Genomic DNA, 12180 nt, shown 5'->3' on the forward strand with positions numbered 1-12180 from the left:
CGGCATCTGGGTGGCGGGCGAGTCCCGAAACTGCATTCCGGTGAGGGGACCTTGGCCCCCTCAACCGCCATGTCATCAATTGCCGTTATGATCGGCTACCGCTCCGCGATTCTCCGCCTTTCTTTCCGGCTTCCGAAGCGCGTTCCGGGTCGTTCTTGAAGTTTCCGCTCGATTCCTTTCCGCCCCTCGATGCGGCTTCGCGTTGCTTGTCGTCATCCATCGAGGCAAACCCGCGCTTCGAGGTGTCGGAGCGCTGGTTGCGGTCTTCATGCTTCTGTTCGGGCATTTTCTTTCTCCATGTTCATTCATGAGTACTTGAGTTGCCTGCGCAGGCAGTTCCCTAACAGCCTGGGGGAGGTCTGGTTCCGTGGCCCGTAGAGATTTTATTGGATTGCCGGAGGCAAAAGTGCGCACAGCAACATCGAACGTTGAAAGGCGCCTCGCATGCGCGCGGCGGGGACAGTCCTCCGGATTTAGATAGAATTGGCTATCGTCCGACGCATGGCGGAGGCGTACACTGGCACTCTTGGCATAACCCGATGCCCTGCTAAGCCGCGATCGTGACCGGTCTCTGCCCGCCGTGGGCTTGACCTGTCTTGCATCGAGTTCATTGTGCCTGTGACATTCCACGCATTTCGCATCAACGCTCCCACGCGAGTGCGTTAATCCGGCGGACATGGCGATGAAAACCGTACTCAGCCCCGAGGAGATGGGTATATTTTTCCCCCAGGATCTGGAGGAAATCCAACGGATCTTTCAAAAACTCTGTGACGAGCGCGGTCTGGCCCGGGGCAGCGAAGGAGCCAGCAGTCTGGCGCGCTCGATTCTGGTGTATTACAGTCAGGGCGTCAGAGACCCGGCCGCCCTGGAGCGGTTGTTGCGCGGTCCTCCCGGTAAAAGTCACCGGGCGCCATGAAGCCAGGTCGAAACGTCTACACCCCATGGCAGTGGCGGCGCTTGCGCTTGCGCTTGCGCTTGCCTCTTCATTTTCTCTCAATTGCGAACGATTCATCGCCGCGGCGCGCTGCCGGCAATGCGTCTCTTTTTGCAGAGCGAGACTCTGGACGTTCAACAAGCCGGCGCGTTGCTCAGGGGCAAATTGTGAGCGCCGGTCCTGATCCACCCATCATCAATCAGCGTACCGTGAAGGTCTCCAACAATGTTGTCGACGCAGGGCCTTTCGAGACAAGGCGTAAGCGCGTTGCGCAATCAGACGGACAGGAGAATTCACCATGGACAGCATCACCGGTACTGTTGTTGCGGCCAGCGGATCCAGCGGGTACGATCAAAATGGTAACGACTTCGATATCCTGCGCGATCTTCTAATCACGGCAGACAAGATATCTGCGGAACCTTTTGGCGGGATCGGATTGGTCGCAGCGCTCGATACGGTTCCGAACCTGACGACCTTCGCGCCCAACGACAATGCCTTCCGCGACCTCGCTTCCTCCATTGCGGCCCTGACAGGAAACAAGACCCCCACCGGCGAAGGGCAAACGATCGGGTTTCTTGCCGACACGTTGACGCTGTTGGGAAAGGGCGATGCATCCGGTCTGCTGACCGATATCCTGACTTATCACGTCGCGCCGGGTGAGTTCAGACTGGCCGACGTCCTAGCGCTCGGCGACGGCGCGGCCGTGCCGACGCTTCAGGGAACGAATCTGCAAACGGATCTGGACACCACGCCGCCCAGCATTATCGATCGGGACGATGGCGTGCGCAATCCGGGCATCATCGCCACAGATATAGAAGCATCGAACGGAGTTATCCATGTGATCGACGGCGTTCTGTTGCCGGTGTCGGTTTCGAGCATACTGTCCAAGCCAGGGACGGATCTCAAGATCGGCGATCAAGGCGCGGATCATTTTTCCACCGGGATGGGCAATGATTTCGTCGACGGCAACGGCGGCCGCGACATCATGTGGCTCGGGTCCGGTAACGACGTCGCGATTGGCGGCGAAGGAAACGACTGGATTTCCGGCGGAAGCGGTGTGGATGTGCTGCTGGGTGAAGCCGGCCGCGACAAGATCTATGGCGGCGCCGGACAGGATACCATCGATGGCGGCGCCGGTCGTGACTGGATCGCCGGCGGATCGGGAGGCGACATATTCGTCTTCAAGCACGGCAGCAATCGCGACGTAATTGTCGACTACCGCGATGGAAAGGACACAGTGGATCTGTCGGGCTATGTCGGCATCGACGGGTTCGATGACCTTACGGTTCGCGACGGCTGGCTTGGCGCCAAGATCGAGCTCGACGACGGTGACAGCATCACACTCGTGGGTGTGCGCAAGAGCCAGATCGACGCTGGTGATTTCCTGTTTGCAGACGCCGCCGTCGCTTGAGGCATTGCGCAATCCTGGTGTGCTGCCCCGCCTTGCGTCATCCCAGCGATGGGATGACGCCCAATGCAAGGCGAAATCGCAAAGGCAATGCATCCCAAGCTCCGCCCCCCCAACCCACTGAAGGCCTGCCGTTTACAGTTATTGCCTGTCTGGTCCGATGACCTGCACCGGCAGCCAATGTGGCTGCGATCCTGTGTTTGCCTGAGGGAAGGAGCCTCCTGCAGCGCTGGCGAGGGAGCAGAGCTCCTAAGCATGGCACTCGCAAATCCTGAAAGCAGATCGGGTGAGGAAGCAGCAGATGCATAATTGTTGCGCTGCAGGAGGCGTACGAGAAGCAATCGTGCAGTTTCATCGCCTCATTTCGAAATTAAGCTTCCAATCTGCCTGTTCTGAGACTAGACTGAAATAAATAGTCGGCACTTGAGCCCCGTTTCGATCGCGTCCACCCACGCGCATCGTCGGGGCTTTTTGTATGGATTTTTGATGAAGCGCATCGTAGACATAGGCGTACTTCTGTCACGCGAAGGCATGTATGCCGCATTGTCACGCGCCAGTCGCGCCGGTGTGTTTCGTGGCGTGGACGAGGTGAATGCCGATCCGAGCCTCGACGTTTCCTTTCGCGTCGTCGAGCGTGACCCGGAAGGCCGACTCGATCGCTATGCGCCGCTTTGCCGCGAAATCCTGCGCGGGTCCGAGGCCCGCCACATCTTCGGCTGCATCACCTCTGCCAGCCGAAAGGAGGTTATTCCCGAGCTCGAGCGCTTCGACGGGGTTCTCTGGTACCCGGTGCCTTATGAGGGATTCGAAGCATCCGAGCGCGTCGCCTACATGCACTCTTGCCCCAGCCAGCACCTGCTGCCGCTTCTCGACTGGGCGCTACCGACGCTGGGCACGCGCACCTATCTCGTCGGCTCCAACTATATCTGGGGCTGGGAAATGGCGCAGATAGCCCGCGAACGGGTCGCGGCGGCCGACGGCCAGGTGCTCGGTGATCGCTACCTTGCGATCGGCGACACCGACCTCGATCACATCATCCAGGACATCCGTGCGCTGAAGCCCGATTTCATCCTGAACTCGCTGATCGGAGAGAGCTCCTACGCGTTCCTGGCACGGCTTTCCGAGCTGAAGCGGGCGCCTGAATTCGCCCATCGCCTGACCGTCCTGTCGTGCAATTTCACCGAATGCGAGATCGGCGCTGCCGGCGACGCGGCCGAGGGGCTGATCTCGGCCGGCCCCTGGTTCGAGCCGGACGGCGGCACCGGCGGGTCGTTTCACGAGATGGCGCGGCAATCCGTGCATGAGCTGGCTTTGCTGCTCCAGGGGCGTCCGGGGGCGGAGGGGCTCTCCCTTGCCGAGGCGCTCAATGCGGCCATGCGCGCCGGCCACACGCCGCGGCTCGACCCTGCCCATCTCCATGCGCGTCAGCCCGCCATCATCGCCCGGCTCGAGAACGGCCGGTTTCACGAGATCAAGCGGTTGCCGGCCCTGCGCGCCGACCCCTATCTCACGCACCGTTCACAAACCTCTCATGGCGGCTCGATGCTGAAGGTGGTTTCATGACGCGCATCAGGACCGAAAACCTTGGTGGCGCGATAGCCTGGATCCTGCATCGACCGCACCCCTCCGTGCAGGGGCTCATCCGCCAGCTCGGCGTGATCGGGCTTCAGGTTCGCGAGGCCTGGCCGGAGCTTTCGGCCGAGGCGATCGGGGCGGACTTCATCTTCTACGACGCAGACATGGGGCACGACGGTCAGTTCCCCTGGGCGCCGGGCCAATCGCCGATGCCGATGATCGCGCTGATCGGGTCGGAGGCGCCCGGCCGGCTGAAGTGGGCGATGGAGATGGGCGCGCACGCACAGATCCTCAAGCCGATGAGCGACAAGGGCGTTTATGCCGCGCTCCTCGTCGCGCGCAGCAATTTCGACCGCGCCAACGCATCCGAGGCGCTGATCGCCGACCTGCAGAACCGGCTGTCGGCCCGGCAGACGATCGTGCGCGCCGTCATGATCTTCGTGATGAAGGGCAAGACGGAAGCCGAAGCCTATGACCTGTTGCGCCAGACCGCCATGGCCTGGCGCGTGACGATCGAAACCGCCGCGGAGCGGCTGGTTGCGAACCATTCGAACGAGAGGGGCACCGACGATGGCAGACGCATCGATCTCGCCTGAACCATTGGTCGCGCCGGAGAACGGGCCGTCCGTGCTGCGCAGGCTTGCGCAGCGCAAGCTCGCCCTGCTGGGATTGCTGATCATCCTCATCTGCGTCGGCGGGGCGGTGTTCGCCAGGTGGATCGCGCCGCTGGATCCCTACGAGCAGTTCTTCGACGGCCTGACGATCGAGGGCGCGCCGCTGCCGCCGAACGCGACGTTCTGGTTCGGCACGGATCTCTTGGGGCGCGATCTCTTCTCGCGCATCCTCTACGGTGCGCAGACCTCGCTGGTGATCGGCCTGGTCGCCAATGGCGCAGCCCTTCTGATCGGCACGATCGTCGGCGTGACCGCGGGCTATTTCCGCGGCGTGGTCGGCGCGGTGCTGATGCGCTTCACCGACCTGATGATGGCATTTCCTGCGCTTCTTCTCGCGATCTGCCTGGCCGCGATCTTTTCGCCGTCGCTGTGGATCGTCGCGATGGTCATCGCCTTCGTCAACTGGGTGCAGACGGCTCGCGTGATCTTCACCCAGACCTCGTCGCTCGCCGAGCGCGACTACATCGCTGCGGAGAAGACGCTCGGCGCCGGCCACGGCCGCATCCTCTTCATGCACATCCTGCCGCATCTGATCCCGACGCTGATCGTCTGGGGCACGCTCGGCATTTCGACGACCGTCCTGCTCGAGGCGACGCTGTCGTTCCTCGGCATCGGCGTTCAGCCGCCGATCCCGTCGTGGGGCAACATCATCTTCGAGAACCAGACCTACTTCCAGTCCGCACCTTGGCTCGTCTTCATTCCGGGCGCAGCGATCCTGCTGCTCGCGCTTGCCTTCAACCTCGTGGGCGACGCACTGCGCGACATTCTCGATCCGACACAACAGGGGCGTGACTGATGGCTGCCTATATCCTTAGACGCCTCGTCCAGTCGGCGCTGATCCTGCTCGGCGTCTCGTTCATCACCTTCGTGCTGCTCTACGTGCTGCCGGCAGACCCGGTGCGGCAGATCGCCGGCCGGTCCGCCACCGCGGCGACGGTCGAGAGCATCCGCCAGCAACTCGGGCTCGACCAGCCGTTCTTCGTCCAGTACGCAAATTACTTGCTCAACCTTGTACAGGGCGATTTCGGCCGCTCCTACCTGCAGAAGACCGAGGTGGCCGAGCTGATCGCTTCCCGTCTGCCGGCAACGCTTCTCCTGCTCGTCGCGGCCATTGGCTGTGAACTGCTGATCGGCCTGCCGCTCGGCATCATCGCCGCGCTCAATCGCGGCAAGGCGATCGACAACAGCCTGATGCTGACGAGCTTCCTGACCGTTTCCGCGCCGCAGTTCGTCGTCGCCTTGCTGCTGCTGTTCGTCTTCGCCGTGAAGCTCGGCTGGTTTCCGATCGGCGGCTACGGCACGTTCGCGCATCTCGTGCTGCCGGCGCTGACGCTCGGCATCCTTGGTTCGGGCTGGTATTCGCGCATCATGCGATCCTCGATGATCGATGTGCTGCGCGCCGACTTCATCCGCACCGCGCGAGCCAAGGGCCTCGGCCGCAGCAAGGTCATTCTCGGCCATGCGCTGCCGAACGCGATCCTGCCCATCATCGCCATGATCGGCATCGACATCGGCCTGTTCATGTCCGGCATCGTCGTTGTCGAGAGCGTGTTCGGCTGGCCCGGCATCGGCCAACTGGCCTGGCAGGCGATCCAGCGCGTCGACATCCCGATCATCATGGGCGTCACGCTCGTGTCCGCCTGCGGCATCGTCATCGGCAACCTCATCGCCGACCTGATCTCGCCGCTCATCGATCCGCGCATCAAGCTGCGCTGAACAATCAACCAACTGGAGGGACTATAAATGAAGAAGTTCTTACTTTCGACCGCGCTGGCAGGCATCCTCGCCATGCCCGCTCTTGCCCCGGCGAAGGCCGAGGAGCCCAAGCACGGCGGCAACATGATCGTCACCTACAAGGACGACGTGGCGACCCTGGATCCGGCGATCGGCTACGACTGGCAGAACTGGTCGATGATCAAGTCGGTCTTCGACGGCCTGATGGACTACGAGCCGGGCACCACGACCCTGCGTCCGGGCCTCGCTGAAAGCTACGCGATTTCCGATGACGGCCTGACCTACACCTTCAAGATGCGCCCGGGTGTCAAGTTCCACAACGGCCGCGAACTGGTTGCCGACGACGTCGTCTATTCGATCAACCGCGTCGTCAACCCGGCGACCCAGTCGCCCGGCCAGGGCTTCTTCGCCATGATCGAGGGCTACGACGCAGCGGCAGAAGGCAAGGCCGACACCGTTTCCGGCGTTTCCGCTCCCGATGCCGGCACCGTCGTCTTCAAGCTGTCGCGTCCGGACGCCACCTTCCTGCACGTGATGGCGCTGAACTTCTCGTTCATCGTCCCGAAGGAAGCCGTCGAGGCGGCCGGCGCCGATTTCGGCAAGAAGCCGGTCGGCACCGGCGCCTTCAAGCTGACCGAATGGACGCTCGGCCAGCGCCTCGTGTTCGAGAAGAACGCCGACTACTGGATTTCGGGCGTGCCTTACCTCGACAGCTTCACGGTCGAGGTCGGCCAGGAGCCGGTCGTTGCCCTGCTGCGCGCGCAGAACGGCGAAGTCGACATTCCGGGCGACGGCATTCCGCCGGCGAAATTCGTCGAAGTCATGAAGGACAAGGCCCAGGCCAGCCTCGTCGTCGAGGGCGGCCAGTTGCATACCGGCTACATCACCATGAACGTCACGCAGGCTCCGTTCGACAAGGTCGAGGTGCGCCGCGCCGTCAACATGGCGATCAACAAGGATCGCATCGTCCAGGTCATCAATGGCCGTGCCGTTCCTGCCAACCAGCCGCTGCCGCCGTCCATGCCGGGCTACACCAAGGGCTATGAAGGCTACAAGTACGATCCGGAAGGCGCCAAGAAGCTGCTCGCCGACGCGGGCTACGCGGACGGCTTCGCGACCGAGCTGTTCGTCATGAACACCGACCCGAACCCGCGCATCGCCCAGGCGATCCAGCAGGACCTCAAGGCGATCGGCATCAACGCTTCGATCAAGTCGCTGGCGCAGGCCAACGTGATCGAGGCCGGCGGCGCCGGCACGGCTCCGATGATCTGGTCGGGCGGCATGGCGTGGATCGCCGACTTCCCGGATCCGGCAAACTTCTACGGCCCGATCCTCGGCTGCGGCGGTGCCGTCGAAGGCGGCTGGAACTGGGCGAAGTACTGCAACGAGGATCTCGACAAGATGGCTGCCGAAGCAGACTCCATCGTCGACCCCGCCAAGGTGGACGAGCGTCTCGCCAAGTGGTCGGAGATCTACATGAAGGTGATGGAAGACGCGCCGTGGGCGCCGGTGTTCAACGAGCAGCGCTTTACCCTGAAGTCCGCCCGCATGGGCGGTGACGACGCGCTCTACGTCGACCCGGTCTCGATCCCGGTCAACTACGACTACGTCTTCATCAAGGAGTAACCTCGGTTATGTGCAAGCACTGCAACCACACGATCCACGCCCATCAGCACCATTTCGGCTGGGACAATTCCTTTGCCCCCGCCCTTAAGGCTGCGCCGGGTGAGACGATCCTGTTTCAGTGCCTCGACAGCTCTGGGGGCCAACTCGGCCCCCAGTCCACCGTCGAGGACGTGAAGGCGCTTGATTTCGCCAAAATCAACCCGGTTTCCGGGCCGATCTACGTCGATGGTGCCAAGCCGGGCGACGTCCTCAAGGTGACGATCGAGAGCTTCACGCCGCAGCTTCGCGACGGCGCGGGCTTCGGCTGGACCGCCAACATCCCGGGCTTCGGCCTGCTCGCCGACCAGTTCACCGAACCGGCCCTCAATGTCTGGAAGTTCGACGCCGCCAGCATGGAACCGGCGCTGTTCGGCAAGAACGGCCGCGTGCCGCTGAAGCCGTTTGCCGGGACCATCGGCAACGCGCTGGCCGAAAACGGCCACCACTCGGTCGTCCCGCCGCGCCGGGTCGGCGGCAATCTCGATATCCGTGACCTTGCGGCCGGCACCACCCTCTATCTGCCGGTCGAGGTCGAGGGCGCGCTGTTCTCCGTCGGCGATACCCACGCCGCTCAGGGCGATGGCGAAGTCTGCGGCACCGCGATCGAGAGCCCGTTCGACGTCGTGCTGACGCTCGACCTCATCAAGGACCAGCCGCTGAAGACGCCGCGCTTCACGACGCCGGGTCCGGTCACGCGGCATCTCGACGCCAAGGGCTACGAGGTCACGACCGGCATCGGTCCGGACCTGTGGGCCGCGGCCAAGGACGCCGTCGCCAACATGGTCGATCTTCTCGCGACGACGCAGAAGATGGATCCGGTCGACGCCTACATGCTCGTTTCGACCTGCGGCGATCTTCGCATTTCCGAGATCGTCGACATGCCGAACGTCGTGGTCAGCTTCTACTTCCCGAGGGCCGTCTTCGAATGACCGCAGCCATGCTTTCTCCCGCAGTCGATGCGGCCGTCGACGTCGTATTGTCAGTGCGCGACCTGCAGGTTTCCGCCCGCTCGGACCAGGGGCTGGTTCCGCTGGTCGAGGGGCTCAGCTTCGATCTTCATCGGGGCGAGACGCTTGCGATCGCGGGGGAAAGCGGCTCGGGCAAGTCGATCACGTCGCTTGCCTGCATGGGGCTTTTGCCCGCGCCCGCGGTCCGGGTGACGGGCGGCTCCATCCGCTTCGGCGAAACGGAACTGACGACCTTGCCCGAGAAGAAGATGCAGGCGATGCGCGGCGCGCGCATCGCCATGATCTTCCAGGAGCCGATGACCGCGCTCAACCCGGTCATGAGCATCGGCCGCCAACTCGTGGAGGCCATTCGCGCCCACGAGCCGCTGTCGGTGTCACAGGCGCGTGCCCGCGCACTCGAGGCGGTGAAGGCCGTGCGCCTGTCGCAGCCGGAAAAGCGGCTCGAACAGTATCCGCACGAGCTTTCGGGCGGCATGCGCCAGCGCGTGATGATCGCCATGGCGATCGCGCTCCGCCCCGCCGTCCTCATCGCCGACGAACCGACGACGGCGCTGGACGTGACGGTACAGCGCGAGGTTCTCGACCTGCTGCGCGACCTGCAGAAAGAACTCGGAACCGCCGTCATTCTGATCACCCATGACATGGGCGTCGTCGCCGAGATGGCCGACCGCGTCATCGTCATGCGCAAGGGCAAGATGGTCGAAGCGGCCCCGACCATCGACCTCTTCGATGCTCCCAAGGAGCAATACACCCGCGACCTGCTCGCAGCGGTGCCGCGCATCGGCACCGGCGCGTTAAGGCCGCAGCATGAGGCACGCGACATCCTCGTGCGCTACGAGGACGTGTCGGTGAACTTCCCCATCCGGCAGGGCCTGCTCGGCCGCGTGGCCGCGCGCGTCCACGCCGTCGAGCACGTGTCGCTGGAAATCTTCCGCGGCGAGACGCTGTCTCTTGTCGGCGAATCGGGCTGCGGCAAGTCGACCATGGCGAAGGCGCTGGTCGGCCTCGTGCCCCATACCGGCCGGATCGAGATCAACGGCCAGGCGCTGAGCGACCTCGATGGCCGGGGCCGCAAGGCGATCCGCCGCGACCTGCAGATCGTCTTCCAGGACCCGATGGCGGCCCTCGATGCGCGGATGACGGTCGGCGAGCTGATCCGCGAACCGCTGGTCATTCACGGCATCGGCACGCCGGAGGAGCAGAAGGCGCGCGTGCGCGAACTGCTGGAGCGCGTGGAGTTGTCGCCGAACGTCTACAACCGCTACCCGCACCAGTTCTCCGGCGGCCAGCGCCAGCGCGTCTGCATTGCGCGTGCGCTGGCGCTGAAACCGAAGCTGATCGTCTGCGACGAGAGCGTGGCTGCGCTCGACGTGTCGATCCAGGCGAAGGTGCTGGACCTGCTGCGCGACCTGCAGAAGGAAAGCGGCGTCACCTACCTGTTCATCAGCCACGACATGGCGGTGGTGGAGAACATCTCCGACCGCGTCGCCGTCATGTATCTCGGCCAGATCGTCGAGATGGGAACGCGCGCGCAACTGTTCGGCAATCCTCAGCATCCCTATACCAGGCGCCTGTTGGAAGCGGTGCCGGTTCCGGACCCGCGCCGCGAACGTCAACCGGGCCTGCGGCTTTCGGGCGAGATCCCGAGCCCCGTCTGGAAGGTCGGCGAGGCCCCGGAAAAGGTGAACCTCGTCGACATCGGCGGCGGCCACCTCGTCGCGAAGCCAATCCTAAATCACGCGTGATTCCACTCCCGACCCGCGAAAGTAGGCGATGACTAGAGCGGAGACTCAACGTAGGATGAAGTCCCGCAAGCCACGTCCCGCCTGTGGTTCGCCTTCGAACCGGCAGATAACATGCATGTGGGCGTGGAAGACGTGCTGCCCACCGACCTCACCCGCGTTCCAGCCCAGAGTGAAGCCAGCGGGCTTGAACTGCCCTAGATGAGCGCGGGCCTCCTCCATCATCTCGCCAAGGTCACCCCATTCCTCAGGCGTCATCTCGAACGGGTTCTCGACATGTCTGCGGGTCACAACTAATGCGCCCGGATAACTGTGGTGCGGCTTGTCCATCAGAAGGGGAGATCGGTTCTCGGCAATCGGCTTCTGGTCCGGTCGCACCACTTGCAGGCGTGTGATTTGGTTGGCATAGCTTGTCCGTGACGTCATATCGCGAGAAATTTAACGGCCATGACCGACCCTGCCAATACATCCTCCACTAGAAGCCAACCGGCTGCCTTTGCGGGCGGCACGATCATCGGCATGCTGGGAGGTCTGATCGGCCTCGGTGGTGCTGAATTCCGGTTGCCGCTGCTGATCGGCCTCTTCCACTTCGCGGCGCTTGAGGCGGTTATCCTGAACAAGGCGATGAGCTTGGTGGTGGTTGCCACGGCCTTGCCGTTCCGGGCTGCTACGGTGCCCTTGAGCGAGGTCGCCTCTCATTGGCCGATCATGGCCAACCTCTTGGCCGGAAGCCTCCTGGGGGCTTGGTTCGGGGCAGGATGGGCCACTCGGCTCAAGTCGGAGACGCTCTATCGGGTCATCGCTACGCTGCTGGTCCTGATCGCCATCGCGTTGGTGTTCGGGCATGGTGCAGCCGCTGGTCAGCCGCTTCTCACTGGGGCGCTGCAGTTCATTGCGGGCGTGATCGCTGGTTTCTGTATCGGCATTGTCGCGTCCCTTCTAGGAGTGGCCGGTGGCGAACTGCTCATTCCCACGCTGGTCCTGTTGTTCGGGGCAGACATCAAGCTCGCTGGCAGCCTCTCGCTGGCGGTCAGCCTCCCGACCATGATCGTGGGTTTTGCCCGCTACAGCCAGGACAGCAGCTTCGCCATCCTCGGTAAGAACCGGATGTTCGTCGCGGTCATGGCCGCAGGCTCAATCCTCGGAACCTTCCTCGGTGGCCAACTCCTCGGCTTGGTACCGAACACGTTCCTGCTGCCGCTGCTCGCGGTCATCCTGCTGATCTCGGCGGTGAAGGTCTGGCGACATAGCTAGGAGCTTCGGGCGTCCGTGCTATCGAGAGACCAGAACTCGCGTCTATTGAGGTACAAGTTCGGGTACGGACTGAGGTACGAACCCTTGGGCAAGGTATTGATTTTATTGCGTGAAAAATAGATGGCTGGGGAACCTGGATTCGAACCAGGACTAACGGAGTCAGAGTCCGTGGGTCTACCGTTAACCTATTCCCCACCAGCCGGCTGCGACCGAGATGGCCTGTGCC

General features: G+C 63.2%; 12 protein-coding genes and 1 tRNA gene. 10 read left to right on the plus strand and 3 right to left on the minus strand.

From position 1 onward, the window contains the following. Positions 1–85: 85 nt before the first annotated feature. Positions 86–286 carry a con-10 family general stress protein gene (locus JNC62_RS00615; RefSeq protein WP_374834951.1) on the minus strand — a complete coding sequence of 67 codons (201 nt, stop codon included), beginning with the start codon at positions 284–286 and terminating at the stop codon, positions 86–88. A 396-nt stretch (positions 287–682) separates the two neighbouring features. Here JNC62_RS00615 and JNC62_RS00620 point away from each other — a divergent pair, with 396 nt between their 5' ends. From JNC62_RS00620 to JNC62_RS00660, 9 genes are all read left to right on the plus strand, one after another. Beyond that, complete coding sequence (locus tag JNC62_RS00620) at positions 683–916, plus strand: hypothetical protein (protein WP_374834953.1); 234 nt, start codon at positions 683–685, stop codon at positions 914–916. Positions 917–1232: 316 nt separating this feature from the next. Further along, positions 1233–2345, plus strand: coding sequence for a fasciclin domain-containing protein (locus tag JNC62_RS00625; RefSeq protein WP_374834955.1), 1113 nt, complete (start codon positions 1233–1235; stop codon positions 2343–2345). Between the two features lie 483 nt (positions 2346–2828). Continuing rightward, positions 2829–3905 carry a transporter substrate-binding protein gene (locus tag JNC62_RS00630; RefSeq protein ID WP_374834957.1) on the plus strand — a complete coding sequence of 359 codons (1077 nt, stop codon included), beginning with the start codon at positions 2829–2831 and terminating at the stop codon, positions 3903–3905. Next, entirely contained in the window at positions 3902–4513 is a 612-nt protein-coding gene (locus JNC62_RS00635) for an ANTAR domain-containing response regulator (RefSeq protein ID WP_374834959.1), read from the plus strand. The genes JNC62_RS00630 and JNC62_RS00635 overlap by 4 nt, the downstream gene beginning before the upstream one ends. Then, positions 4488–5387, plus strand: a complete 900-nt coding sequence (locus tag JNC62_RS00640) for an ABC transporter permease (protein ID WP_108003259.1) — start codon at positions 4488–4490, stop codon at positions 5385–5387. Before JNC62_RS00635 ends, JNC62_RS00640 begins: the two co-directional genes overlap by 26 nt. Further along, positions 5387–6307 (plus strand): ABC transporter permease, encoded by a 921-nt coding sequence (locus tag JNC62_RS00645; RefSeq protein ID WP_374834961.1) that lies wholly within the window; start codon positions 5387–5389, stop codon positions 6305–6307. Before JNC62_RS00640 ends, JNC62_RS00645 begins: the two co-directional genes overlap by 1 nt. Before the next feature lie 27 nt (positions 6308–6334). Continuing rightward, positions 6335–7951, plus strand: a complete 1617-nt coding sequence (locus JNC62_RS00650) for an ABC transporter substrate-binding protein (protein ID WP_374834963.1) — start codon at positions 6335–6337, stop codon at positions 7949–7951. Positions 7952–7959: 8 nt separating this feature from the next. After that, positions 7960–8919 carry an acetamidase/formamidase family protein gene (locus JNC62_RS00655; RefSeq protein ID WP_374834965.1) on the plus strand — a complete coding sequence of 320 codons (960 nt, stop codon included), beginning with the start codon at positions 7960–7962 and terminating at the stop codon, positions 8917–8919. Then, the gene (locus tag JNC62_RS00660; RefSeq protein WP_374834967.1) at positions 8916–10703 is read left to right on the plus strand and encodes an ABC transporter ATP-binding protein; all 1788 of its coding nucleotides are present in this window, start codon (positions 8916–8918) and stop codon (positions 10701–10703) included. Before JNC62_RS00655 ends, JNC62_RS00660 begins: the two co-directional genes overlap by 4 nt. 45 nt (positions 10704–10748) lie before the next feature. Here JNC62_RS00660 and JNC62_RS00665 read toward each other — a convergent pair whose 3' ends face one another. Further along, positions 10749–11030, minus strand: a complete 282-nt coding sequence (locus JNC62_RS00665; protein ID WP_374834969.1) for an HIT family protein — start codon at positions 11028–11030, stop codon at positions 10749–10751. A 117-nt stretch (positions 11031–11147) separates the two neighbouring features. On the opposite strand from JNC62_RS00665, the gene JNC62_RS00670 reads away from it, so the two are divergent. Further along, on the plus strand, positions 11148–11954 hold the full coding sequence (locus JNC62_RS00670) for a sulfite exporter TauE/SafE family protein (RefSeq protein ID WP_374834970.1): 807 nt from the start codon (positions 11148–11150) through the stop codon (positions 11952–11954). A gap of 121 nt (positions 11955–12075) precedes the next feature. Here the strand turns inward: JNC62_RS00670 and JNC62_RS00675 are convergent. Continuing rightward, a tRNA-Gln gene (locus tag JNC62_RS00675) sits at positions 12076–12149 on the minus strand. Positions 12150–12180: the final 31 nt, after the last annotated feature.

It is taken from the genome of Mycoplana ramosa (genome assembly GCF_041930185.1).
Lineage (GTDB): Bacteria > Pseudomonadota > Alphaproteobacteria > Rhizobiales > Rhizobiaceae > Mycoplana > Mycoplana ramosa.

Coding starts and splice junctions, on each gene's coding strand:
- JNC62_RS00615 (WP_374834951.1), bottom strand. CDS start 286: ATGCCCGAACAGAAGCATGAAGACCGCAACCAGCGCTCCGACACCTCG.
- JNC62_RS00620 (WP_374834953.1), top strand. CDS start 683: ATGAAAACCGTACTCAGCCCCGAGGAGATGGGTATATTTTTCCCCCAG.
- JNC62_RS00625 (WP_374834955.1), top strand. CDS start 1,233: ATGGACAGCATCACCGGTACTGTTGTTGCGGCCAGCGGATCCAGCGGG.
- JNC62_RS00630 (WP_374834957.1), top strand. CDS start 2,829: ATGAAGCGCATCGTAGACATAGGCGTACTTCTGTCACGCGAAGGCATG.
- JNC62_RS00635 (WP_374834959.1), top strand. CDS start 3,902: ATGACGCGCATCAGGACCGAAAACCTTGGTGGCGCGATAGCCTGGATC.
- JNC62_RS00640 (WP_108003259.1), top strand. CDS start 4,488: ATGGCAGACGCATCGATCTCGCCTGAACCATTGGTCGCGCCGGAGAAC.
- JNC62_RS00645 (WP_374834961.1), top strand. CDS start 5,387: ATGGCTGCCTATATCCTTAGACGCCTCGTCCAGTCGGCGCTGATCCTG.
- JNC62_RS00650 (WP_374834963.1), top strand. CDS start 6,335: ATGAAGAAGTTCTTACTTTCGACCGCGCTGGCAGGCATCCTCGCCATG.
- JNC62_RS00655 (WP_374834965.1), top strand. CDS start 7,960: ATGTGCAAGCACTGCAACCACACGATCCACGCCCATCAGCACCATTTC.
- JNC62_RS00660 (WP_374834967.1), top strand. CDS start 8,916: ATGACCGCAGCCATGCTTTCTCCCGCAGTCGATGCGGCCGTCGACGTC.
- JNC62_RS00665 (WP_374834969.1), bottom strand. CDS start 11,030: ATGGACAAGCCGCACCACAGTTATCCGGGCGCATTAGTTGTGACCCGC.
- JNC62_RS00670 (WP_374834970.1), top strand. CDS start 11,148: ATGACCGACCCTGCCAATACATCCTCCACTAGAAGCCAACCGGCTGCC.